The organism is Mycobacterium neglectum (assembly GCF_002591975.1).
In the GTDB taxonomy this organism is placed as follows: domain Bacteria; phylum Actinomycetota; class Actinomycetes; order Mycobacteriales; family Mycobacteriaceae; genus Mycobacterium; species Mycobacterium neglectum.
In genome coordinates, this window is sequence record NZ_NVQE01000006.1 from 1 (window position 1) to 23,405 (window position 23,405).

At 64.7% G+C, this 23,405-nt stretch carries 23 protein-coding genes; 16 read left to right on the forward strand and 7 right to left on the reverse strand.

Annotated features, from left to right (window positions below; translation table 11 throughout):
- Positions 1-198: 198 nt before the first annotated feature.
- From CSQ99_RS06830 to CSQ99_RS06845, 4 genes are all read right to left on the reverse strand, one after another.
- Positions 199-834 carry a trimeric intracellular cation channel family protein gene (locus CSQ99_RS06830; RefSeq protein ID WP_099038316.1) on the reverse strand — a complete coding sequence of 212 codons (636 nt, stop codon included), beginning with the start codon at positions 832-834 and terminating at the stop codon, positions 199-201.
- A 64-nt stretch (positions 835-898) separates the two neighbouring features.
- Positions 899-2,419: a long-chain-fatty-acid--CoA ligase FadD17 gene (fadD17, locus tag CSQ99_RS06835; RefSeq protein WP_099038317.1), complete on the reverse strand. Its 1,521-nt coding sequence runs from the start codon at positions 2,417-2,419 to the stop codon at positions 899-901.
- Entirely contained in the window at positions 2,416-3,522 is a 1,107-nt protein-coding gene (locus CSQ99_RS06840) for an acyl-CoA dehydrogenase family protein (protein ID WP_099038318.1), read from the reverse strand. The genes fadD17 and CSQ99_RS06840 overlap by 4 nt, the downstream gene beginning before the upstream one ends.
- A gap of 14 nt (positions 3,523-3,536) precedes the next feature.
- Positions 3,537-4,718, reverse strand: coding sequence for an acyl-CoA dehydrogenase family protein (locus tag CSQ99_RS06845; RefSeq protein WP_099038319.1), 1,182 nt, complete (start codon positions 4,716-4,718; stop codon positions 3,537-3,539).
- Between the two features lie 160 nt (positions 4,719-4,878).
- On the opposite strand from CSQ99_RS06845, the gene CSQ99_RS06850 reads away from it, so the two are divergent.
- The 12 genes from CSQ99_RS06850 (at position 4,879) to CSQ99_RS06905 (ending at position 16,766) form a co-directional block, all read left to right on the forward strand.
- Positions 4,879-5,070 carry a ferredoxin gene (locus tag CSQ99_RS06850; RefSeq protein ID WP_006246475.1) on the forward strand — a complete coding sequence of 64 codons (192 nt, stop codon included), beginning with the start codon at positions 4,879-4,881 and terminating at the stop codon, positions 5,068-5,070.
- Positions 5,071-5,082: 12 nt separating this feature from the next.
- On the forward strand, positions 5,083-6,003 hold the full coding sequence (locus CSQ99_RS06855) for a 3-oxoacyl-ACP reductase (RefSeq protein ID WP_099038320.1): 921 nt from the start codon (positions 5,083-5,085) through the stop codon (positions 6,001-6,003).
- Positions 6,004-6,274: 271 nt separating this feature from the next.
- Positions 6,275-7,036 (forward strand): MlaE family ABC transporter permease, encoded by a 762-nt coding sequence (locus CSQ99_RS06860; protein ID WP_099038321.1) that lies wholly within the window; start codon positions 6,275-6,277, stop codon positions 7,034-7,036.
- Entirely contained in the window at positions 7,036-7,890 is an 855-nt protein-coding gene (locus CSQ99_RS06865; RefSeq protein WP_099038322.1) for an MlaE family ABC transporter permease, read from the forward strand. The genes CSQ99_RS06860 and CSQ99_RS06865 overlap by 1 nt, the downstream gene beginning before the upstream one ends.
- 13 nt (positions 7,891-7,903) lie before the next feature.
- On the forward strand, positions 7,904-9,094 hold the full coding sequence (locus tag CSQ99_RS06870) for an MCE family protein (RefSeq protein ID WP_099038323.1): 1,191 nt from the start codon (positions 7,904-7,906) through the stop codon (positions 9,092-9,094).
- The gene (locus tag CSQ99_RS06875) at positions 9,094-10,128 is read left to right on the forward strand and encodes an MCE family protein (RefSeq protein WP_099038324.1); all 1,035 of its coding nucleotides are present in this window, start codon (positions 9,094-9,096) and stop codon (positions 10,126-10,128) included. The genes CSQ99_RS06870 and CSQ99_RS06875 overlap by 1 nt, the downstream gene beginning before the upstream one ends.
- The gene (locus CSQ99_RS06880; RefSeq protein WP_099038325.1) at positions 10,121-11,167 is read left to right on the forward strand and encodes an MCE family protein; all 1,047 of its coding nucleotides are present in this window, start codon (positions 10,121-10,123) and stop codon (positions 11,165-11,167) included. The genes CSQ99_RS06875 and CSQ99_RS06880 overlap by 8 nt, the downstream gene beginning before the upstream one ends.
- Positions 11,164-12,576, forward strand: a complete 1,413-nt coding sequence (locus CSQ99_RS06885; RefSeq protein ID WP_099038326.1) for an MCE family protein — start codon at positions 11,164-11,166, stop codon at positions 12,574-12,576. The genes CSQ99_RS06880 and CSQ99_RS06885 overlap by 4 nt, the downstream gene beginning before the upstream one ends.
- Entirely contained in the window at positions 12,573-13,769 is a 1,197-nt protein-coding gene (locus tag CSQ99_RS06890; RefSeq protein ID WP_099038327.1) for an MCE family protein, read from the forward strand. Before CSQ99_RS06885 ends, CSQ99_RS06890 begins: the two co-directional genes overlap by 4 nt.
- Positions 13,769-15,583 (forward strand): MCE family protein, encoded by a 1,815-nt coding sequence (locus CSQ99_RS06895; protein ID WP_099038328.1) that lies wholly within the window; start codon positions 13,769-13,771, stop codon positions 15,581-15,583. The genes CSQ99_RS06890 and CSQ99_RS06895 overlap by 1 nt, the downstream gene beginning before the upstream one ends.
- Entirely contained in the window at positions 15,583-16,278 is a 696-nt protein-coding gene (locus CSQ99_RS06900; protein WP_099038329.1) for a mammalian cell entry protein, read from the forward strand. The genes CSQ99_RS06895 and CSQ99_RS06900 overlap by 1 nt, the downstream gene beginning before the upstream one ends.
- A complete protein-coding gene (locus tag CSQ99_RS06905) occupies positions 16,278-16,766 on the forward strand; it encodes a mammalian cell entry protein (RefSeq protein WP_099038330.1) in 489 nt (162 codons plus the stop codon). The genes CSQ99_RS06900 and CSQ99_RS06905 overlap by 1 nt, the downstream gene beginning before the upstream one ends.
- Here CSQ99_RS06905 and CSQ99_RS06910 read toward each other — a convergent pair.
- Positions 16,753-18,219, reverse strand: coding sequence for an alpha,alpha-trehalose-phosphate synthase (UDP-forming) (locus CSQ99_RS06910; protein ID WP_099038331.1), 1,467 nt, complete (start codon positions 18,217-18,219; stop codon positions 16,753-16,755). The genes CSQ99_RS06905 and CSQ99_RS06910 overlap by 14 nt on opposite strands.
- Entirely contained in the window at positions 18,220-18,384 is a 165-nt protein-coding gene (locus CSQ99_RS06915) for a hypothetical protein (RefSeq protein WP_006246462.1), read from the reverse strand.
- A gap of 134 nt (positions 18,385-18,518) precedes the next feature.
- On the opposite strand from CSQ99_RS06915, the gene CSQ99_RS06920 reads away from it, so the two are divergent.
- The 4 genes from CSQ99_RS06920 (at position 18,519) to CSQ99_RS06935 (ending at position 22,524) form a co-directional block, all read left to right on the forward strand.
- Positions 18,519-19,454 (forward strand): enoyl-CoA hydratase, encoded by a 936-nt coding sequence (locus tag CSQ99_RS06920; RefSeq protein WP_099038332.1) that lies wholly within the window; start codon positions 18,519-18,521, stop codon positions 19,452-19,454.
- 48 nt (positions 19,455-19,502) lie between these two features.
- Positions 19,503-20,339 carry an SDR family oxidoreductase gene (locus CSQ99_RS06925; protein WP_099038333.1) on the forward strand — a complete coding sequence of 279 codons (837 nt, stop codon included), beginning with the start codon at positions 19,503-19,505 and terminating at the stop codon, positions 20,337-20,339.
- 149 nt (positions 20,340-20,488) lie between these two features.
- A complete protein-coding gene (locus tag CSQ99_RS06930) occupies positions 20,489-22,030 on the forward strand; it encodes an HNH endonuclease signature motif containing protein (protein ID WP_099038334.1) in 1,542 nt (513 codons plus the stop codon).
- 191 nt (positions 22,031-22,221) lie between these two features.
- The gene (locus tag CSQ99_RS06935; protein WP_245908770.1) at positions 22,222-22,524 is read left to right on the forward strand and encodes a DUF2834 domain-containing protein; all 303 of its coding nucleotides are present in this window, start codon (positions 22,222-22,224) and stop codon (positions 22,522-22,524) included.
- On the opposite strand, the gene CSQ99_RS06940 is transcribed toward CSQ99_RS06935, so the two are convergent.
- A complete protein-coding gene (locus CSQ99_RS06940) occupies positions 22,502-23,404 on the reverse strand; it encodes an NAD(P)-dependent oxidoreductase (RefSeq protein ID WP_099038476.1) in 903 nt (300 codons plus the stop codon). The two genes, CSQ99_RS06935 and CSQ99_RS06940, sit on opposite strands and share 23 nt — an antisense overlap.
- Position 23,405 lies beyond the last annotated feature (1 nt).

Below are 23,405 nucleotides of genomic sequence, written 5' to 3' on the forward strand. Positions count from 1 at the left end.
CAGCTCGTCGACGCCCTGCGCCGACACGCTCACCCCGACACCGGCGCCGACACCAAATCTGTCGGTGCCGCCGCCTAGAGTTCATCGTGGATCGTCACCCAAATTCCACGCGACTCGGGACATGCTCCGTGGTTGACACGAAGCAGATAAGTCATCAGAAGAGCATCCGAGGTTAGCCCGAATTTCGGATGCGCCCTCTCACTCGTAGTGGCGGTAGCCCGGCGCCTGTGGTGCGTGCAGGTCGAAACGAATGCCGACCACGCGGATGGCGAAGCAAACCAGAGCTGCACCGAGCGCGGCTATTGTCCCGTGGTAGCCGAAGCTGTTGGCCGCTGCCGCGCAGCCCGCCCCTGCGAGTGCCGGGATCGCGTAGAGCTCGCTACGAAGCACTGTGGGGATCCGGCCGATCAGCACGTCGCGAATGGTGCCGCCCCCCACGGCCGTGATCGCACCGACGAGGATCGCCTGCACCACACCGAATCCCATATCGAGGGCCTTATAGGCACCTAGCACCGCAAAGACGCTCAACCCGATGGCATCGAGAACATTGATAACGGTGGCCAGTCGGTCGAGAACACGGCTGAGCGCAAAGGCAATCAGGCCGCCTGCCGACGCGAGTGCCAAGTAGCGCCAGTCCACGAAGGTGGCCGGTGGCAGCGCATCGAGCAGTACATCACGGATGGTGCCACCGCCAAGGCCGGTGAACATGCCCAGCGTGACGACACCGACAATGTCCAGGCGTTCGGCGCGTACCGCGGTCAGCGCGCCGTTGAGCGCGAATGCGAAGGTACCGACGAGATCGAGAACCAACCACAACGGCGATTCAGTCAACATGACAGAGGTATACCGCGGGCGGTTTGCTCAGCGGCGTCCCGCATCGCACTTTCTGATCGGGCCGTCAGTGACTGATCGGGAACACGGGATCGTTGCAGGTGGTCCCCTCGGCCTGCAGCTGGCGCTTGATCACCTTGAACGTCTCGGTGCGCGGCAGGTCGGTGCCCACTCGCACGAACGACGGCCACTGCTTGGGGCCGAGGTCGGTCTGTTCGGCGAGGAATGCGCGGAACTGCTCCGGGTCGAACGACGCGCCGTCGGTCAGCACCACCGCCGCCATCACCTGATCGCCGACGTCGGGCGCCGGTATCCCGTACACCGCGACTTCGACGACGTCGGGATGGCGCAACACCACCCGCTCGATCGGCGCCGAACCGAGATTCTCACCGTCGACCCGCATCCAGTCGCCGAGCCGCCCCGCGAAATACGCGTAACCGTTTTCGTCGCGATAGGCCAGATCACCGCTGTGGTACGCCCCGCCGCGCATGCGCTCGGCATCGGCTTCCGGATCGTTGTAGTAACCCTCGAAACGCCCTGCGTCAGAGGTGTTGACCAGCTCGCCGGTGACACCTGGTGGGCAGGGTCCGCCGGTCTCGACATCGAGGATCTCGGTGCCTTCGGGCAACGGGCCCAGCGCACCAGGCGGAGTGTCGGGTGTGCGGCCGATCGCGATACCGCCCTCGGTCGAACCGAAGCCATCCATCACCAGCGTGTCGAATCGGCGGGCGAACCGCTCGACGTCGGCTGGTGCGCCCTCGTTGCCGTAAACGGCGCGCAGCGGATTGTCGGCATCGTCGGGTTGCTCGGGAGTGGCGAGCACATAGGACAGCGGCTTGCCCACGTAGTTGGCGTACGTGGCGCCGAAGCGGCGGACATCCGGGAGGAACTGCGACGCGGAGAACTTGCGCCGCAATGCAAGTGAGCTCTGCGAGGCAAAGGCCACCGACCAGCCGACCAGCACCGCGTTGGAGTGGAAGAGCGGCATCGACACGTAGCAGATGTCACTGGGGCCCAGCTCGAACCGCTGCGTCATCATCGCGCCCGCCACGGCGACCTTGCCGTGGCTGCACTTGACCGCCTTCGGGTCGCCGCTGGTGCCCGAGGTGTAGATCAACATGAACAGGTCGGTCGGGTCAGCGGCATACCCGACGACCGGTTCGTCGGCGTGCGGCGCAACCTCGGCGGCCCACTCCGGCGAGTCGACGTCGATGTGCTCGATATCGCCGACAACAGCCGCCGAAGCCGAATCCGCCAGCACCACCTGGCAATCCGCATGGGTGACGTCGCGCTGCAATGCCGCGCCACGGCGCACCGGGTTCAGGCCCACCGGCACGATCCCGGTCAGACCCGCCGCCACCAGAACCGACGAGAAGAACGGGGTGTTCTGCAGCAGGACGCCGACATGCGGCGGCCGGTCAGGATCCATGCGGGCGCGCAACGCCGCCGCCACCGCAGCACCGTTGGCGATGTGCTCACGCCAGGACGTGAACGTGTCCTCGAAGTACACCCCGCGGTCTTCGACGTCGACCAGCGGTGTGATCAGCGAGGTTACGGTGGGAAGCGCGCTTCCCGTCGCCGGCTTCAAGCGGGGGTATCGGCCAGCTCGCGACCGATGCGGAGTAGCTGCCCGGTTGCCCCGCCGACCGCGAACTCGGTCTGCTTGGCCGCCAGGAAGTACCTGTGCACCGGGTGGTCGGTGTCGATCCCGACTCCGCCGTGAACGTGCACGGTGGTGTGGGCGACGCGATGCCCCGCCTCGGCTGCCCAGAACGCCGCCGTGTTGACCTCGACGTCGGCGGGGAGGTCCTCGGACAGCCGCCACGCTGCCTGCGTCACCGTCAGCCGCAATGCCTTGACATCGATGTAGCCGTCGGCCAGCCGCGAAGAGACGGCCTGGAAGCTGCCGATCGGTCGCTCGAACTGCTCACGCTCGCGTGCGTATTCGGACGTGAGCTCGAGTGCCCGTTCCACCACGCCGAGCTGAAAAGCGCTGCGGCCCAGTGTGCCGTGCGTGGTCAGCCAGCCGACGACAGAGTTTCCCTCGGAGTCACCCACGACTCGGTCCGCACCCAGCTCGACACCGTGCAGTTCGAGGTGCCCGACGCTGCCGTGCCCGGTGGTGCTCAGCGATTCGACGGTTACCCCGGGATCGGAGGCGGCGACCACGAAGACCCTGGTGCCCGAATCGGTTTCGGCGGGGACGAGGAACGCGTCGGCGACGGGGCCGTAGCTGACCTGAGTGCGGCTGCCGGTCAACCGGAACCCTTCACTGCTCGCACTGGCCTGCACTGGGCCCTCACCCATCTCGCCGTCTAGCGCGACGGCCAGGATCTTCTCGCCGTTGACCGCGGGCACCGCCCACTGGAGTCGCAGCGCATCAGATCCGAACTTCGCCAGGGCGCCCGCGGCGAGCACCGCCGATTCCAGGTAGGGCACCGCAGCCATCTGCCTGCCGAGTGCGACGAGCACCGCGACCTGCTCCAGCGTTCCGAACCCACCACCGCCAAGGGACTCCGGCGCAGCCGTGGACAGGATGTCGGCTTCGATCAGCTTGTTCCACAGGGTCTTGTCGAAGCGTTCATCGAGGCCGTCGAGTTCGCGCTGGCGTTCCGGTGTGCTGACCGACTCGGTGATGGTGCGCGCCAGTCCGCCGAGATCCTCGGACGCTTCAGTCGTCTTGAAATCCATTGTCTTCTCAGTCCTTACCGATTGACCCTGGGCAGGCCGAGCGCGACCATGCCGATGATGTCGCGCTGAATCTCGTTGGTGCCGCCACCGAAGGTGAGGATCAGGCATGAGCGATGCATGCGTTCGATACGGCCCCGCAGCAGCGCGCCGGGGGTGTTCGTGCGCAGGGTGGCAGCGGTGCCGAGCACCTCCATCAGCAGCCGGTAGGCCTCCGTGGCCAGTTCGGTGCCGTAGACCTTCGCGGCCGACGCGTCGGCGGGTGAGGGCGCGGTATCCGTGGCGGAGGCGAGCTCCCAGTTGATGAGCTTGAGCACCTCGGCCTTGGCATGTACCCGCGCCAGGTTCAGCTGCACCCACTCGGAATCGATCAGGCGCCTGCCGTGAGCATCCTTCGTGTTCTGCGCCCACTCGCGGACACCGTCGAGCGCCGAGAAGATCGGCTGCGCGGACACCAGTGCGACGCGCTCGTGGTTGAGCTGGTTGGTGACCAGCTTCCAGCCCGCGTTCTCCTCACCGACAAGGCTGGAAGTCGGCACCCGCACATCCTGGTAATAGGTGGCGCTGGTGTCGACGCCTGCCATCGTGTGCACCGGAGTCCACGAGAAGCCCTCCGCCGTCGTCGGCACGATGAGCATGGAGATGCCGCGGTGTTTCTTGGCGTCGGGGTTGGTGCGCACCGCGAGCCAGACATAGTCGGCGTAAGCGATCAGGCTGGTCCACATCTTCTGACCGTTGATCACGTAGTCGTCGCCGTCGCGCACCGCCGTGGTCCGCAGCGCGGCCAGATCGGTGCCGGCACCTGGCTCGGAGTATCCGATAGCGAAGTGCAATTCGCCGGCGGCGATCTTGGGCAGGAAGAACTTCTTCTGCTCCTCGGTACCGAAATGCATGATCGTCGGTGCGACGCTGTTGATCGTCAGGAACGGTACGGGGACGTTCGCGATCGAGGCCTCGTCGTTGAAGATCAGCCCGTCCATCGGCGGGCGCGCCTGACCGCCGTACTCCTTGGGCCACGACAGTGTCAGCCAGCCGTCCTTGCCCATCTGGGCGACGGTGTCGCGGTAGACGTTGCCCCGGCCCATCTCTCCGTCGCTGGAGGCCAGCGCCTCAGCGCGCTCGGGGGTCATCAGCTTGGCGAAGTACGACCGCAACTCGCGGCGCAACTCCTCCTGCTCTGGGGTGTAGCCGATCCGCATCGTCTTGTCCTAACTTCTCTAAGTGGCACCCGTACGTGCACCCAGGCTCGAACCGAAGTCCAGCCCGACTTCACTCCCGGTTGTAACACGTTCTAGTCTTGGGGTCCAGGCCGGTGCCACACTGGCTGCGCAAAGTAGCCCTGAGCGCGAGGAGTGCGTGATGCGAGTGGAAGTGGACCGTGACCGTTGTGAAGGCAACGCCGTATGTGTCGGAATTGCCCCCGACCTGTTCGATCTTGACGACGAGGATTACGCCGTAGTCAAGGCTGACCCCGTACCGGACGACCAGGAGGACCTGGCGGAGCAGTCGATCGCCGAGTGCCCGCGAGCAGCCCTGATCCGCAGAGACTAGAGGTATTCATAAATGACTGCAGATGCGACTGATCTTTCCGGCCTGGTCGCGGTGGTGACCGGTGCCGCCGCGGGTTTGGGCCGCGCCGAGGCCATCGGCTTGGCGCGCGCGGGAGCCACGGTGGTGGTCAACGACATCGCCGGCGCGTTGGACCGCTCCGACGTGATCGACGAGATCGTCGCGGCAGGCTCCAAGGCGGTTTCGGTCGCCGGTGACATCAGCGCGCGGTCGACTGCCGACGAGCTGGTGTCCACCGCCGACGGCCTGGGTGGCTTGAGCATCGTGGTCAACAATGCGGGCATCACGCGCGACCGCATGCTGTTCAACATGACCGACGAGGACTGGGATGCGGTCATCGCCGTCCACCTGCGCGGTCACTTTCTATTGACCCGCAACGCGGCGACGTATTGGAGGAGTAAAGCCAAGGCGGCCGGAGGAGACGGGGCGGGCCAGGTGTACGGCCGCGTCATCAATACGTCGTCGGAGGCGGGGCTGGTTGGACCCGTCGGTCAGGCGAATTACGGCGCCGCCAAGGCCGGCATCACTGCGCTGACCCTGACGATGGCGCGTGCCCTGGAGCGGTACGGCGTCCGGGCCAACGCGATCGCACCGCGCGCCCGCACGGCGATGACGGCCGACGTGTTCGGCGAGGCGCCGGAACTGGCCGAGGGGCAGATCGACTCGCTGTCGCCCGAGCATGTCGTCACATTGGTGAACTTCCTGGCGTCGCCTGCCGCGAAAGACGTCAACGGACAGCTCTTCATCGTCTACGGTCCTACCGTGACGCTTGTGGCGGCGCCGACGGTAGAGGCTCAGTTCAGCGCGCTGGACGACGCCTGGAAACCTGCGGACCTGTCAATAACGTTGCAGAACTACTTTGCTGAACGCGACTCCGATGCGAATTTCGCAGCGACTGACATTATGAATTCATAAGGTTGACCAATCTTCGTCGATGGCAACCCGGGCGGCTAGAACACGTTCTAGCATGGTCTGCATCACACCGCCTCTGAACAGGGCTGATGTAACAATTTGGACCATTTTTCGAGTTCTTTGACACTGTGAACGTGTTCTAGTTAGTATGATCCGGCTCACTAAGAGCAGTGCTTAAACCAGGGGTGTACGGCCCGCGGCCGCGACGAGATGCGAAGTATTCGCCAACGCGAGCGTGTGCCGACCGCCCCGCTTCGAGAAATGGAGCCCGAGGTTGATCGAACAACTCGCGGCACCGACTCGGGCCGTGGGTGGCTTTTTCGAAATGTCCTTGGATACTTTCGTCAAGATCTTCCGGCGCCCCTTTCAGCTCCGCGAGTACCTCGACCAGACCTGGATGATCGCGCGGGTTGCGCTCATCCCGACGCTGCTGATCTCGATTCCGTTCACTGTGCTTGTCGCGTTCACCCTCAATGTTCTGCTGCGAGAGATCGGCGCCGCGGACTTGTCCGGCTCCGGTACCGCGTTCGGCACGGTGACGCAGCTGGGTCCGATCTCCACGGTGCTCGTCATCGCCGGCGCAGGCGCGACGGCGATCTGCGCCGACCTGGGTGCCCGCACCGTCCGTGAAGAGATCGACGCCATGCGGGTGCTCGGCATCGATCCCATTCAGCGGCTTGTGGTGCCTCGCGTGCTGGCGTCGACCACCGTCGCGCTGCTTCTCAATGGTCTGGTGATCGCAATCGGCCTGACCGGCGGGTACGTCTTCTCCGTGCTCCTGCAGGGGGTGAACCCAGGCGCGTTCATCAACGGTCTGACCATTTTGACCGGGCTGGGCGAGTTGGTGATCTCAGAAGTCAAGGCGCTGTTGTTCGGTGTGATGGCTGGCCTTGTCGGCTGCTATCGCGGCCTCACTGTCAAAGGCGGACCCAAGGGCGTCGGAGAGGCCGTCAACGAGACCGTCATCTATGCCTTCATCTGCCTGTTCGTCATCAACGTGCTGATGACTGCAATCGGCGTTCGGGTCCTCCACTGATGAGCCAGATCGGAAACTACGACATGACGCTCCGGATGCGGCGGGCGTTCGGTTGGCTGCCACGCGCCGTCGACACCTTTGGCGAGCAGGCGTTGTTTTACGCCGAATCGATCCGGTACATGCCAAACGCCGTGCGGCGCTACGGCAAAGAGACGATCCGCAACATCGCCGAGATGACGATGGGCACCGGCGCGCTGGTGATGATCGGCGGCACGGTGGGTGTCGCGGCCTTCCTGACGCTGGCCTCCGGCGGTGTCATCGCGGTGCAGGGCTACGAGTCACTCGGCAACATCGGCATCGAGGCGCTGACCGGCTTCCTGTCCGCCTACCTCAACGTGCGCATCGTCGCGCCGATCATCGCGGGCATCGCGCTCGCCGCCACCATCGGCGCAGGCACCACCGCCCAACTGGGCGCGATGCGCATCGCCGAGGAGATCGACGCCGTCGAAGCGATGGCCGTGCACTCGGTGTCCTACCTGGTCTCCACTCGACTGGTCGCCGGCATGATCGCGATCATCCCGCTCTACTCGCTATCGGTGCTGGCCGCGTTCTTCTCGGCCCGCACGATCACCGTCTACGTCAACGGACAGTCCGGCGGACTGTACGACCACTACTTCAACACGTTCCTGATACCGACAGATCTGTTGTGGTCCTTCGCTCAGGCCATCGTGATGGCGATCGCCGTGATGCTGGTACACACCTACTACGGCTTCAATGCATCCGGCGGACCCGTCGGGGTGGGTATTGCTGTGGGCAAGGCGGTTCGGACGTCGCTGATCGTCGTTGTCATCATCACTTTGTTCATCTCCTTGGCCGTGTACGGGGCCACCGGAAACTTCAACCTGTCGGGTTAGAGGAGAAAGAATCATGTCGAGGACCGTCGCGAGCAGGATCGCCGCCGCAGTGCTGGCCGCGATCATCGTGGCGTTCTCGGTGTTCACCTATCTCGCGTATTCCGCCGCGTTCACGCCGACCGAGTCCGTGGTGGTCACCTCTCCGCGGGCCGGTTTGGTCATGGACCAAGACGCCAAGGTCAAGTACCGCGGTATCCAGATCGGCAAAGTCGAGAACATCGCGTACACGGGTGATCAAGCGAAGTTGACCTTGGCCATCAACAAGGGCGAACTGCGCTTCGTCCCGTCTAACGCGCCGGTGCGTATCGCGAGCACCACAGTGTTCGGCGCGAAGTCGGTGGAATTCCTTGCGCCGGAGCAGCCGTCCGGTACCTCGTTGCGCGCCGGCGCCGTCGTCGCGGCCGAGTCGGTGCAGTTGGAAGCCAACACCTTGTTCCAGACCTTGATCGAGGTGCTGAACAAGATCAACCCGATTCACCTGAACGCGACGATGTCGGCGATCGCCGAGGGACTTCGTGGTCACGGTGACGACTTGGGCGTGACCACCGGGGACTTGAATCAGTATCTCGCGCAGCTGAATCCAAAGCTGCCTCAATTCGAGTCGCTTCTCTCCCAGACGGCGACGGTGGCCAACATCTACGGCGATGCCGCTCCCGACCTGGTGACTGTCGTCAACAATGCGCCCAAGCTCAGCGAGACGATCGTCGATCAGCAGGAGAATTTGAACGCCACGTTGCTCGCGACCATCGGCCTTGCCAACGAGGGAGCCGACACTCTGGAGCCGGGCGCAGACGACTACATCGCTGCGATTCAGCGGCTACGGGCGCCGTTGAAGGTGCTTGGCGACTATTCGCCGGTACTCGGTTGCATCGTGCAGGGAGTCGCGAAGGGCCGTGAGCGGGGTGCCGACATCCTCGGTGGATACAAACCCGGCGCAATGGTCAGCTCAAGCTTCGTGTTGGGCGTGCCGTCGTACACGTATCCGGAGAGCCTGCCGATCGTGAATGCGACCGGTGGTCCCAACTGCCGCGGCCTTCCGAACATCCCGAGCATGCAGTTCGGCGGCTCCTACTTCAGGTCACCATTCCTGGTCACCGATAATGCGCTCATCCCGTACGAGCCGTTCACCGAGGTACAGGTCGACGCCCCGTCGACGTTCCAGTTCCTCTTCAATGGCGCATTCGCAGAACGGGACGACTTCTGATGAGCCACCGGGGAATCGTGACGAAGGTGGGCATCTTCGTGGTGGCCATGCTGTTGGTCGCCGCCGGCTTGATAGTGATCTTCGGCGAGTTCCGGTTCGCTTCGACGAACCGCTACCACGCCACGTTCAGCGACGCGTCGCGACTCGAGGGCGGCAACGACGTGCGGATCGCCGGCGTTCCGGTGGGCACCGTCGAGGATGTGAAACTGAATCCCGACAACACCGTCGATGTGGCGTTCACTCTCGATAAGAAGTACCAGTTGTATTCGTCGACGCGGGCATTGATTCGCTACGAGAACTTGGTCGGCGACCGCTTCATAGAGATCACCTCGGGCCCAGGGGAACTCCGAAAGCTGCCCAAGGGCAGCACCATTCCGAAGGACAACACGCAGCCCGCGCTCGACCTCGACGCGCTGCTCGGCGGTCTACGGCCGGTGGTCAAGGGTCTCGATGGTGAGCAGGTCAACCAGATCAGCAACGCCATCCTTGAGTTGTTGCAGGGCGAGGGCGGCGCGCTACAGCGATTGCTTTCGGAGACAGGAAGTTTCAGCCAGACTCTGGGCGATCGTTACCAGGTGATCTCGGACGTGATCCAGAATCTCAACGATGTGCTCGGGACCATTGACGAGAAGAGCGTCGAATTCGACGCCAGCGTGGACGAGTTGCAGAAGCTGGTCACCGGACTGGCGGAGGGCCGCGACCCGATCGCCGGAGCGATTCCGCCGCTGGCATCGGCGGAGAACGACCTGACCGACATGCTGGCCAATTCGCGACGGCCGCTGCAGGGTGTGCTCGAGAACCTTCGCCCGTTGGCGACTGAACTCGACAACCGTAAGGCCGAGGTCAATCAAGTCATCGAACCGTTGGCCGAGAATTACCTCCGGCTCAATTCCCTTGGTGCGTACGGGTCGTACTTCAACTACTACATCTGCGCAGTGACGCTCAAATTCAACGGGCCGGCTGGCAGCGACATTCTCCTGCCGATTGGCGGGGTCCCGGACCTTTCGAAGGGCAGGTGCTCGGAAAATGGATAAGACGCTCCGGGCGGGCATCTTCGGCATCGCGGTCTTGGCGTGTGTCGTACTCGTCGCGTTCGGCTACAGCAGCCTGCCGTTCTTTCCGCAAGGCAAGCCATACGAGGCCTTCTTCGCCGACGCCGGCGGAATCTCGCCGGGTAACGACGTCAACATCTCTGGCATCACGGTCGGCAAAGTGAGTGACGTCGCCCTCGCCGGTGAGGTCGCAAAGGTGACTTTCACCGTCGATCGCGATATCCGGCTGGGCGACCAGACTCTCGTATCGATCCGGACCGACACCGTGCTGGGGGAGAGGTCACTCGGGGTCGCTCCGGAAGGAAGCGGGTCGGTGACCTCAATTCCGCTGGCCCGCACGACAGTTCCATACACCTTGAACATGGCCCTTTCAGATCTCGGTCAGAACGCCGGTGCGGTCGATCAGGAGCAGTTGACCCAGGCGTTGGGTGTACTCACTGATTCATTCCGTGACGCGACGCCCGAGCTTCGCCGCACGCTCGACGGGGTAGCGACGCTGTCGCGCAGCATCAACGCCAACGACGAAGCGCTCGGCCAGCTGTTGGCACGCGCGAAGTCGGTGACCGGTGTGCTGTCCGAGCGCGCCGGTCAGGTGAATCAACTCGTCACCGATGGCAATCAACTCTTTGGCGCACTCGATGAGCGGCGGACCGCGCTGAGCAATTTGATCGCCGGAATCGACGATGTGTCGCAGCAGATTTCGGGATTCGTCGACGATAACCGCCGCGAATTCGGCCCGGCCCTGAGGAAACTGAATCTGGTGTTGGACAACCTGCTCGAACGCCGTGAGCACCTCAGTGAGGCGCTCAAGCGTTTGCCGCCGTATGCCACCGCGCTCGGCGAGTCGGTCGGTTCGGGTTCGGGCTTCATGGTGAACCTGCCCAACGCGATACCGAACAATACGCAGGAAGCCATGCTCTTGGACCTCTACTTCCAGCCGGGCAAGATTCCGGACAGCCTCTCAGACCTCCTGCGCGGGTTCATCCAAGAGCGCCTGATCATCAAGCCGAAGTCGCCATGAGCCGCCTGGTGCGGTTCGGAATCGTCGGCGCGCTGGTCGTGGCGCTGATCGGTGGCCTGTACGTGATTTGGCCACGAGTGACCACCTACCAGGTTGTCGGTTACTTCGATTCGGCCGCGGGCATCTACCCGGGTGACGAAGTCCGCGTAATCGGCGTTCCGGTTGGCTCGGTCGAATCGATCACGCCTCAGGCCGATGCCGTCAAGATCACGATGAGGGTGAAGGACAGCGTCAAGGTGCCCGCCGACGCCCGAGCGGTGATCATGGCGCCGAATCTCGTTGCGGCCCGGTTCGTTCAACTCACGCCTGTCTACAAGGACGGCCCGGAGTTGGGGAATGGCGCCACCATCAAGTTGGAACGCACCGCGGTGCCGGTGGAGTGGGACGATGTCAAGACCGAGCTGACGAGGCTCAGCCAGCAGCTCGGGCCGGCGGCCGGCCAAGTTCAGGGGCCGTTGGGCGAGTTCGTCAACCAGGCCGCCGATACCTTCGACGGCAACGGAGAGTCGTTCCGGAATGCCTTGCGCGAGTTGTCGCAGACCGCGGGGCGGCTGGGTGACTCGAGCACCGACCTGTTCGACACGGTGAAGAACCTGCAGATCTTGGTCGAAGCGCTTTCGAACAGCAACGAGCAAATCGTGCAATTCAGTGGGCATTTGGCCTCGGTCTCACAGGTGTTGGCCGACAGCACAGTCGGGTTGGACGCCACCCTCGGCAGCCTCAACCAGGCCCTGTCGGACGTCCGCGGCTTCCTCGACGAGAACAACGAGGCGCTGATCGGCAACATCGACAGACTGACGGACTTCACCAGCATCCTGACGAATCAGACCGAAGACGTCGAGCAGATCTTTCACGTCCTTCCGAACGCGATGGTGAACTTCTACAACATCTACAACCCGGCCCAGGGCACCGCCAACGGTCTGCTCGGCCTGCCGGAGTTCCAGAATCCGGTGCAGTTCATCTGCGGCAACTTCGACGGCGCGGGAATTCCCGAATACGACAAGCGATCTGAGATCTGCCGCCAGCGGATGGCTCCGGTGCTGAAGCGCCTTGCGATGAACTTCCCGCCCTTCATGGAGCACGGGATCAACACGATCACGGCGTACAAGGGCCAGGTCATCTATGACACCCCGGCGACCGAGGCCAAGGCGAAAACCTACATCCCGTATCTGGAGTGGATACCGGCCGACGGGCGCTTCCCGCCACGGCAGGGCGATCCGGGAGACCCCAGCGCCTTGCTGCTGCCCCAACCTGCGGTTCCCGGTCCGCCACCGCCCGCGCAGCCGTACTCGCTCGGCCCGGTGGTACCGCCACCAGGTCCACCGCCCGGTGCTGTTCCTGGTGCGCCGCCGGCGCTACCCGGTCCGCTTCCGGCCGAGGCCGGCGTCCCGCATGGAGGCGGACAATGACACGCGAGCTATTGGGCGTCAAAGTCAGGCGCGCGACCACCCGGACCCTGGCCATCGGCTCCGGCGCGGTATTGCTGGCCGGTTGCCAGTTCGGCGGCCTGAACTCGCTGGACATGCCGGGCACCAAAGGCCACGGCAAGGGCTCCTTCACGATCACCGTGGAAGTGCCCGACGTTGCGACGCTGCCACAGAACTCGCCGGTGTTGGTCGACGACGTCACGGTCGGCAGTGTCTCGGGGATCGAGGCAGTCCAGCGCCAGGACGGCAGCTTCTACGCGGCGGTGAAACTGTCTCTGGACGAAGACGTCAGATTGCCGGAGAACTCGACGGTCAGGGTCGGGCAGACATCGCTGTTGGGGTCGCAGCACATTGCGCTGGCACCTCCGGTCGGCCAGCCGCCGGTTGGCGAACTGCGTGAGGGGCTTCGGATTCCGTTGAGCGAGGGCAGCCGCGCTCCCACGACGGAAGAAGTGCTTTCCGCTTTGGGCACGGTCGTCAACAAGGGCAACCTCGGTGCGTTGCAGGACATCACGCAGGAGCTCTACAACGCAGTGGCCGGCCGTGAGGGGCAGTTCGCCGGCCTGATCCCGCGGCTCGCTGAACTGGCCTCGTCATTGAATCGCCAGACCGACGACATCATTTCAACGGCCGAAGGCCTGAACCGATTCGCGAGTGTCCTCGCGCGCAGCAGGGACAGTCTCGGTCGGGCGCTGGATACTCTGCCGGGAGCGCTCAAGGTCCTCAACGAGAACCGGTCGGACATCGTCGACACTTTCGCCGCACTGCAGCGCCTCGGCACGGTGGCGTCGCGCGTCCTTTCCGAAACCAAAGATGACTTCGCGCAGGACTTCATCGACGTGTACTCGGTGATCAAGCCGCTCAATGACAACCGCTCGGATCTGGTGTCGGGATTGGACAGCCTGGCGACGTTCCCGTTCCCCGGTAAGAACCTGCCCAAGGTGGCCAGGGGCGACTACTTCAACGTCTTCTCGACATTCGATCTGACGATCCGCCGGCTCGGAGAGACCATTTTCACGACGTCGTTCTTCGACCCGAACATGAAGCGCCTCGCAGAGGTCGTCAGCCCGCCGGAGTTTCTCACCGGAGAGATGGCAAACCTCTCAGGGCAGGCCGCTGACCCGTTCAAGATTCCGGCTGGCACTGCGTCGGGCCAGGAGGTGCCGGCGGAATAATGTTCAGTCGAACAACGCGGATCCAATTGTGGATCTTCGCCATCGTGACCGTGATCGCGGTCGGCGCAATCGCTCTGCTTTACGTACGTGTTCCCGCCCGGCTTGGCATCGGCACGTATGAGGTCACGGCGAACTTCGTGGCCGGCGGCGGACTGTACGAGAACGCCAACGTCACGTTCCGCGGTGTCCAGGCCGGTCGGGTCGAGTCCGTAAATCTGACCGACAACGGTGTCGCCGCGCGCATGCGGATCAACAGCGATGTCAAGATTCCCGAGAACTCCACCGCCACCGTGAAGAGCGTGTCTGCGGTCGGCGAGCAGTACGTGGATTTCGTTCCGCCCGCGGATGCCTCGCAGGGGCTGCTGCGGAATGGTGCAACCATCCCCAAGGAGCGCACGGCGATCCCGCAGGACGTCGCCGAGTTGTTGCGTGAGGCCGACAACTTGGTGAGCAGTCTCGACAACACCCGGCTGCAGGATGTGCTGCGTGAGACGTTCGCGGCGTTCAACGGCTCCGGTCCCGAACTGGCGCGACTGCTTTCGTCGGCGCGGGCGCTTATCGACGAGGCCAACGCAAGCTGGCCGCAGACCTCGACGCTGATAGACCAGGCCGGGCCGTTCTTGGATGCGCAGCTCCGCAGCGGCGAGGACATCCGGTCGTCGTTCGACGGTCTTGCGCGCTTGACCACCGAAGTGGCCAACGCCGACCCGCAAGTTCGGAACGTGCTCGCCACCGCGCCGGGAGCTGCCGCCGAGGCCAGCGAGACGTTCTCGGGTATCCGCCCGTCGTTCCCGGTGCTCGCGGCCAACCTGGCCAATTTCGGCCGCGTCGGCGTCATCTATCACAAGTCGATCGAGCAGGCGCTGGTGGTCTTTCCCGCCCTACAAGCGTCGCTGATGACGATCGGCGGCCAGCTTCCCGTGAGCGAGGGCGGCAAGCAGGACTTCAAGATCTCGATCAACGACCCGCCGCCTTGCATCACCGGATTCTTGCCGGGCGCGGATATCCGCACCCCGGGCGACACGACCATTCGCGATCTGCCGACGGACCTGTACTGCAAGGTCCCGCAGAATGATCCGAGCGTGGTGCGTGGAGCGAGGAACTACCCGTGCCAGGAATTCCCGGGTAAGCGGGCCCCGACGATTCAGCTGTGCCGCGACCCGGCCGGCTACGTTCCGCTCGGCAACAACCCGTGGCGCGGTCCGCCGGTGCCGGTCGGCACGCCGTCGGACATCATGGAGGACGACACGCCAGAGGATGGGCGAAACATTCTGCCGCCCAACAAGTTCCCGTATATCCCACCGGAGGCCGATCCGGACCCCGGATATCCCGTCGCACCGGGGTTGTTGCCGCCTGACGTGCCGAGGGGCCCGGGGCCGGCACCACATCAGCCGTGGCCGTACATCCCCCCGCCGAACTCGGGACCGCCGCCGCCGCCGTATACGGCGTGGATCCCGCCTGCGCCATATCCGAATGCGTGGCCTCCGCCGGCGATCCCGCCGGGCTGGGCGACCAATCCGACCAATCCGCCGGACATCTTCGCCGGGCCCTACGGTCCGCCGCCGCCGCCCGCGCCACCACCACCTGCGGGACTGCCACCTGCGGCAGCGCCGCTCGCGGGACTTCCATCTGCGGCACCGGCACCTGCGCCGGCGCCACCTGCGGCCAGTGGAACCACCTACGGCACGTACGATCAGCGCACAGGCGTCTTCATCGACCCGGCCGGTGGTACGGGGGTGTACGCGCCCGGCGTCGCTGACATGCGGCCACAAGAGAATTGGCTTGATCTGATGCTGTATCCGAAGCAGGTGTAATGACGTCCACCCCGACACCTCCGGGGAAGCCCGTGCGTCGGCGCGCTTCCCGGCCGGCTGGTCCGACCGACGGCAAGGTACCCGAGGCCACCGCCGTGCGCGTTTCGACGGCGGATTCCCACGCTGCAACGCCCGTGCCCAAGGTCGTCAAGGCTGTCGCCCCGCCGCCACGCCGGTTGGCGCCCAGTCGGCTCGTCACGCGCGTGGCGCTGGCCTGTGGGCTTGTCGCGACGAGCGTGGTGGGCGCCGCGGTCGCCGTGCTGATCGTCCAGCAGAACGACGCCGAGGCAGTTCAAGCGCGCAACCAGCGCTTCGTCGACACGGCGACGCAGACCGTGGTGAACATGTTCAGTTTCAAGCCGGACACCATCGACGACAGCGTCGACCAGTTCTACGACAGCACCAGCGGGCCCTTGCGCGACATGTTCAGTCAGGGCAACAACGTCGAGAATCTCAAGGCGATCTTCCGGGAGACCGGAGGCAGTTCGGAGACTGTGATCAACGGTGCCGCGCTCGAGAGCTTCGACGAGATCAGTGACAACGCAGCGGTATTGGTGTCGGCACGGGTCACGGCCAGCGACATGAACGGCAATAATCGGCCGTCACAGCCCTATCGGTTGCGCATCATCGTGCACGAAGACGAGGACGGGCGGATGACCGCCTACGACCTCAACTACCCCAACGGCGGAAACTGATGCGCTGGGTCGTGCGGGTCATCGTCGGCGTGGTGGCTGTTGCGTTCGTGAGTTTGGCCGCGGTCGGCGGTGGGCTGTATTGGCATCGGGTCGAGATCCGTGGTGAGCAAGCCGCCCGCGCAGAGCTTGGACCGCTTGCGCAGCAACAAATTCCGACCGTTTTCACCTACGACTACAAGACCGTCGAGCGCAACCTCATTGACGCGTACAGCCTTCTTACACCCGAGTACCGCAGGGAGTTTGAAGACCGGGCGAACGCCGAGATCATTCCGCAGGCCCGAGCGCGGGAACTGGTAAGCCAAGCCAACGTGGTTGGCGTCGGAGTGCTTGATGCGCAGCGTGATTCGGCAGCGGTCATGGTCTACATCAACCGGACGGTTTCGGAGAAAGACAACCGCGAACAGCCGATCTATGACGGAGCGCGCCTGCGTGTCGATTATCAGCGGATCGACGGCAAGTGGTTGATCAGCTACATCACTCCGATTTAGCCGCGTCTCCCCGGGTCGCGGCCAACGATTCGAGGAACGACTTTGCCCACAAGTCGACATCGTGCACCAGCACCTGGCGGCGCAGTGCTCTCATTCGCCGCCTGCCTTCCTCGGGCGTCTGATTCAATGCCGCCTCGATGGCATCCTTGACGCCTTCGAGGTGATGCGGGTTCGCGAGATACGCCTGACGGAGTTCGGCTGCGGCACCGGTGAATTCGCTGAGCACCAGTGCACCACCGAGGTCGCTGCGACAGGCGACGTACTCCTTGGCGACCAGATTCATGCCGTCGCGCAGCGGTGTCACCAGCATGACGTCGGCAGCGACGAAGAACGCGATCAGCTCGTCGCGAGGTATTGGCCGGTGCAGGTAGTGCACGATCGGATGGCCGATGTCGCCGTGTTCGCCGTTGATATGGCCGACCTGCCGTTCGATGCTCTCGCGCATCGCGATGTAGCTCTCGACGCGTTCCCGGCTCGGCGTCGCGAGCTGCACCAGGACGGTATCCTCGCGGTTGGCCCGGTGCTCGTCGAGTAGCTCCGAGAATGCCTTCAGCCGGACGTCGATACCCTTTGTGTAGTCCAGCCGGTCGACACCGAGCAGGATCTTGCGCGGATTGCCGAGCTCCTTGCGAATCTCGTTGGCCCGCTGCCGGATCGCGCGTGACCGCGACTGCTGGTCGAGCGCCGTTGAATCAATGGAGATCGGGAAAGCGCCTACTTTCACGGTGCGGGATCCGACCTCGATCTCACCGAAGCGGGACCGGACCCCGATGGTCGCACGCGACGTGTTGGCGCCGACGAGCCGGCGGGCCAGGATCAGGAAGTTCTGTGCCCCGCCGGGTAGGTGAAAGCCGACCAGGTCGGCGCCGAGCAGACCTTCGATGATCTCGCTGCGCCAAGGCATCTGCATGAAGAGCTCGATCGGCGGGAACGGGATGTGCAGAAAGAAACCGATCGTGAGGTCGGGCCGCAACTCTCGGAGCATCTTCGGGACGAGTTGGAGCTGATAATCCTGAACCCAGACGGTGGCGCCATCGGCTGCGGTCTTCGCCGTTGCCTCGGCGAACCGCCGGTTGACATCGACGTAGGAGTCCCACCACTCACGGTGGTAGGTCGGCTTGACGATGACATCGTGGTACAGCGGCCACAGCGCCGCATTCGAAAAGCCCTCGTAGTAGTCGGCGACGTCTTCGGAGGACAGGCTGACCGGGCACAGCAGCATGTCGTCCTGCTCGATCGGCTCGTGGTCTGCGTCGGGTATGCCTGGCCAGCCGATCCAGGCGCCGCGGCGGCGGCGAAGCAGCGGCTCCAAGGCGGTCACCAGACCACCCGGGCTGCGCTTCCACGTCGTGGTGCCGTCGGGCAGCCGCTCCATGTCAATCGGCAGCCGGTTGGCCACCACGACGAAGTCGGAATTCCCGGAGCTGACCTTGCGGCCGCTCCCCCGACTCACTTACGCCTCGAGCTTCGAGGGTCCAATGCCGAGCATTGACAGGAAAACGCGGCATTCGTCGGCGTCGACTGCGTAGGCGGCGACGACGCGCCTGGCTTGGCGCGCAGTGCTGTCGGCAAGCGGTTCGACGTCGCCGAGTTCGGCGGGATCAGATTTCGCAGGCATGGGACAACTCTAGGCGACGGCGCAATCGCGCCTGTTCGGAGGCTTCCCATGGCGGGATCAGCACCGCTGAGCGATCGCTTGGTAGGGCACCGTAATGTGCAACCTGTCTTACTACGCGAACGAGGTGGTCGGCTGTGGCTAGCCCTGATCTGACAAGTGCCGAACAGGCCGGAGGCGAAGCGCCCCAGCAGGTCATTTACGAGACGCTGGACGAGGGGCGGATCGCACGCATCTGGCTTAACCGGCCTGGGGCCCAGAACGCGCAATCGCGGACCCTGTTGGTCCAGCTGGACGAAGCCTTCGGTCGCGCCGAGGCCGATGACGAGGTTCGGGTGGTGATTCTGGCCGCCCGCGGCAAGAACTTCTCGGCCGGCCATGACCTCGGATCCGAGGAAGCGCTGTTGGAGCGCAAGCCCGGCCCCGACCAGCATCCGACCTTCTCGTTCAACGGTGCGACGAGGCACGCCGTTGCGGAGAAGACCTACCTGCAGGAGTGGCACTACTTCTTCGAGAACACCCGTCGCTGGCGGGATCTGCGCAAAATCACCATCGCGCAGGTGCAGGGCAGCGCGATCTCGGCTGCGCTGATGTTGATCTGGGCGTGCGATTTGATTGTCGCCGCAGACGACGCCAAATTCAGCGACGTCGTCGCCGTCAGAATGGGGATGCCCGGCGTGGAGTATTACGCCCACCCATGGGAATTCGGCGCGCGCAAGGCCAAAGAGCTTCTGCTGACCGGTGATTCGATCGACGCTGAAGAGGCTTACCGGCTGGGCATGGTGTCGAAGGTCTTCCCGCGTGCCGAACTCGAGGACAAGACCCTCGACTTCGCCCGGCGCATCGCCGAGCGGCCGACGATGGCCGCGCTGTTGGTCAAGGACTCGGTCAATGCCGCGGCCGATGCGATGGGCTTCACCGAGGCGCTTCGGCACGCGTTTCACATCCATGAGCTCGGGCACGCGCATTGGGCGGCCGCGAATGAGAATCGGTATCCGGTTGGCCTGCCGCCCGACGTGCCGGACTGGCGCACGCTGGGAGCCCCTAAGCCCGCCCGCTACAACGAACCGTGACGTATAACTAGAACCTGTTCTAGTTACTACCGGACGAAGGAGTCTGCGGTGCAGCTGTCATTGACGGGGCAAACGGTACTGGTCACTGGTGGTGGCAGCGGCATCGGCAAGGGGACCGCCGCCGCGATCGTGGCTGCCGGAGGCAACGCGATGCTCGTCGGCCGAAATGCCGACAGGCTGTCGGCGGCGGCCGACGAGATCACGGCGCAGGGTGGCCCGGGTTCGGTGCTGTACGAGCCCGCGGACGTCACCAACGAGGATGAAGTCGCCCATGCGGTCGAGGCGGCCACGGCATGGAACGGCCGGTTGCAGGGCGTGGTGCACTGCGCCGGCGGAAGCGAGACCATCGGGCCTGTCACCCAGATCGATTCCGAGGCGTGGCGGCGCACTGTCGACCTGAACATCAACGGCACGATGTACGTGCTCAAGCACGCTGCGCGGGAGATGGTTCGCGGCGGCGGCGGATCTTTCATCGGTATTTCATCGATCGCGGCGAGCAACACGCACCGGTGGTTCGGCGCCTATGGGGTCTCGAAGGCTGGTATCGACCATCTGATGCAGCTGGCGGCAGACGAACTCGGCGCGTCGTGGGTTCGGGTGAACTGTATCCGGCCGGGTCTCATCCGCACCGAACTCGTTGCGCCGGTGCTGGATTCGCCGGAGCTCAGTGCCGACTACGCGAACATCACACCGCTGCCGCGGCCCGGCGAGGTAGAAGACATCGCGAACTGTGCGGTGTTCCTACTCAGCGATGCCGCGAGCTACATCACCGGTCAGGTGATCAACGTCGACGGCGGGGTGCTGGTGCGTCGCGGCCCGGATTACTCGGCGATGCTCGAACCGCTCTTCGGGGCGGACGGGCTGCGCGGAGTCGTCGCGAAGTAGCTCGCCTGAGTTATCCCCAACGCGGGGATGCCTCGTTCCGCCCCTCACCGGACGCCTCTGACACCGGAGTTATCCCCAATCACGGTTTTGTCCACAGGTTGGGGTTTGAGCTGGTGCTTCTTGGCGTTGCCGTTAGTAGTGTCGAAAGCATGTTCGATCACCTCGTCGACACCGCCCTGCGCAGTCGGGCTTGTTCTGCGGTGGGGGCGTGGGCGCGGGTGGAAAACGCCGCCTGCGCGCGTCGGCTTGCGGCAATGGCCGATGAGCTCGAGCAGATGTTGGCTGCTGACGGGTCCGACGAGCGCGATCAGTGGTGCTTGGACAACTGGGACGCGGTGGCCGCGTCGGTGGCCGCCGCCCAGAACATCTCGCTCGGGGTGGCCTCGCATCAACTCCTGGTCGCCGACGCGCTGCGGCAGCGGCTGCCGCGGGTGGCCGAGGTGTTCAGTGCCGGGGCGATCTCCTACCGCATGGTGGCCGCGGTCGTCTCCCGCACCCGGCTGATCCGCGACGCGGAGGCGCTGGGCAAGGTGGACACCGAGATCGCCGCCCACATTGCGGGGTGGGGGTCGTTGTCGGTGGACAAGACCCAGACCGAGATCGACTACTGGGTCGACCGCTATGACCCGGCCGCGGTGCGGCGCAGCGAAGACCGCGTGCGCGGCCGCCATGTCGATGTCCGCCGGCCTGAGGACGGCTCGGGGACCGCCGATATCGAGGCGCAGTTGTTGGCCACCGACGCCGAGGCATTGGATCAGCGGTTGGAGGCGATGGCGGCCGCGGTGTGCAAGGACGACCCGCGCACCGTGGATCAGCGCCGCGCTGATGCGTTGGGCGCCCTGGGCCACGGCGCCGACACACTGGTGTGCGCCTGCGGCAATCCCGATTGTGAGGCCGCCGGGAAGCAAACCAGCGCTGTCGTCGTGCACGTCATCGCGCACGAAGACTCCCTGACCGATGACACCGCGGCCCAGTTCGACGGCAAGGAAGAGCCCGACCCCAACGCCACGCCGTGGACGGAGATGACCCTGCGGGAAGCACTGACCGATCGGCGGCCACCACCGACCGGGCCCGCGGCCACCGCTCCGGCGGTGATCCTGGGTGGCGGCATGCTGCCCGCCGCGCTGCTGGCGGCCAAGATCGCAGGCACGGCGAAGGTGGTGCCGATCCGCCACCCCGGCGATGCGCCTCCGCAACCGCGCTACATCCCGACCGCGGTACTGGCGATGTTCATCCGGTGCCGCGATATGACGTGCCGATTCCCCGGCTGCGACGAACCCGCGCAGGTCTGCGATATCGACCACACCATCGCCTACCCCGCCGGGCCTACCCAGGCCGCCAACCTGAAATGCCTGTGCCGAAAACATCACTTACTCAAAACGTTTGGCGGCTGGCACGACCGTCAGTGGCCCGACGGCACCGTGGTGTGGACGTCGCCGCAGGGCCAGACCTACACCAATTATCCGGGCAGCCGAACGCTGTTCCCCACCCTATGTAAACCCACCGCCCCCGTGACCCCACGCGACGTTGTCGACACCGACACCGCGGGGACTGGACGTACGCTGGCCATGCCCCGCCGCACAGTCACCCGAACCCAAAACCGCACCCAAGCCATCAACAACGAACGAGCCCGCAACCAACCCCTGGTCGACGCAGAAGCCGCCGAACGAAACAGACCCCCACCGTTCTGAACGCCCCTTAGCTGCGCGGCATTTCGACTACCGTGAGCAATGGCCATCGCCGAACAGGCTGATCAAGCATCATCCATTCCCGCCTCCCGCAAAATTCTGTGTGTCATCTACGGCGTCATAGCCGTCGCCGCGCTCCTAGCCACGTGGGGCCCCAATCTGGCTTACAGTCCCGACGCGTTCCTGAGCGACTCATGAACGACTTGAAGGTCACACCGGCGTCTCGTTCGTACACGGGCGACCTCCTGATGCTGGCTCTCGCCGCTGTGGTCTTCATGGTGATCGAGGCGAGAAAGCATGGCATCAGGTTCGTGTGGCTCTATGTGGTGGGCGGGTTCGCCACGGCGATTGGCTTCACGTTTCCGCTGTTTCTGATCGCCCGCGAGTTACGCATGGGAGCATCCGACGCCCCCCGACTTCGCCCGATCGACGTTGCTCTGCTTGCCATCGTCGCGCTCGTGATTGCAGGCCATGTCATTTGGGTGGGAGTGGGCTGAACCGCATCGCGCCGGCTTCCCAGGAAGCGACCCTGCCGAGCGCGGACCAGTCGAGATGGGCACCGCCATTGGCGAGCAGTGTGAGGAAGCGGTCGCGGATCAGACTGGCCACCGGCAGAGGCACTTCCAGCGACTCGGCCGCGGCGAGAACCAGGCGGACATCCTTCAGGCCGAGCGACGCGGCGAACCCGGCCGGCTCGAACTCCTCGCGCGCCAGCAGTCCGCCATACGTCTTGTACACAGGCGCGTCGAACAGGGTCGACGTGAGCAGCTCTACGTACTCCTGCTTGTCGACACCTGCCTTCTCCACCAGCGCCATCGCCTCTCCGAGCGATTCGATGACAGCCGCGATGAGGAAGTTTCCACTCAGCTTGACCAGACTCGCGGCCTTCGGCTGCTCCGCCACAACGAACGTCCGCTGGCCGATCGCGTCGAACACCGGCGAAAGCGCTTGCACCGCAGTGGGTTCACCGGCAGCCACCACGAACAATTTGGCCGCTTGGGCTGCCTCCGGACGACCGAACACCGGAGCCGCGACAAACCCGTGGCCCGCCGTGGCATGCGCTTCAGTCAATCGCTCCGCGAGCGCCACACTGATCGTGCTCGACGACACATGGGTGGCGCCGGACGGAAGCGAGGCGAAAATGCCCTCGTCGCCGAACGTCACCGCCTCCACCGCATCGTCGTTGGCCAGCATCGTGATGACGATGTCGCCACCGCACGCCTCGGCGACTGTTCGGGCCGCCCGGGCGCCCCGATCAACCAGCGCTGCAACCTTGTCCTGCGAGCGGTTGTACGCCGTCACCTCGTGCCCAGCGGCGAGCAGGTTGGCTGCCATACCCGCGCCCATGTTTCCCAGCCCTACGAACCCGATCCTCATG